Raw genomic sequence first — 832 nt, 5'->3', positions numbered from 1 at the left:
GACTCCGGTAGTTCGACGGAGTCTTTATTCGGTGACAGGGCTCGTAAGCCCACAGCATCTTTATCCGCTTTCGGTGCCAATGTCGGCTCAGTCGACTCCGGTAATCCCACTGAGTCTTTATTTACTTCCGGTGCGAATGTGGACTGGATTGTGTCTACCTTCGTGTGGCAACTGTCGGATGCCACAGCCAGTGGCTCGATCGTGGGGGGTTCACTGGCAAGGGATTCAATAATCCTGTCGACATCGCCAGTGACATCGTCAGGCGGACACACATCCATTGCAGCCGGCGGAACCACCGCTCGTCCTTTTTCCAATGGCGCGGTCGGAGCTAAAGTTGGCTGAGCCTCCGCCATTGTTGGTTCCACCACAATTGGTGCTTCTGTTGCATCGACGTCAACCGCCGACGGGAGAGACATTGTTGGTTGCCTCCACGCAAGCCTCTTCCTGCGCGGTACTAATTTGAATGCCTGCTTGTGATGCAAGTCTTACTAATTAAACAAAGACATTGTTATACACACACAAACGTGAAACACTAAGGGGAAATACGGATAGTTACATGGTGACATTTATTGTTAAACGGTAATACCTTAATGCAAACATTAACACATATTTTTAAACGGAGATCGTCAAAGTTAAACGGAGAATATGCTTTTTACGAATATAGTGTGAATCATACAGTTAGCCGATCTTTATAGTTTCACAAAATTGATAATTACATGACCAAAAAAACATATGTTCTTGCAAAACAATGTACGTCGCAAGGATGACATTCTAAACAACGAATAAACTATACACCATCAGTTGTGCTCGGGGCCGCCTTTACCACTGACAC

General features: G+C 46.3%; 1 protein-coding gene. It reads right to left on the bottom strand.

The features are described from left to right. On the bottom strand, positions 1 to 416 hold a 416-nt coding region (locus ACFILW_RS10255), incomplete at its 3' end, for a hypothetical protein (protein ID WP_375685787.1). Positions 417 to 832 lie beyond the last annotated feature (416 nt).

The sequence above is a fragment of the Bartonella sp. TT110JLCBS genome, from assembly GCF_042193405.1.
Classification (GTDB): domain Bacteria; phylum Pseudomonadota; class Alphaproteobacteria; order Rhizobiales; family Rhizobiaceae; genus Bartonella.
This window is presented reverse-complemented; position numbering and strand designations above follow the sequence as displayed.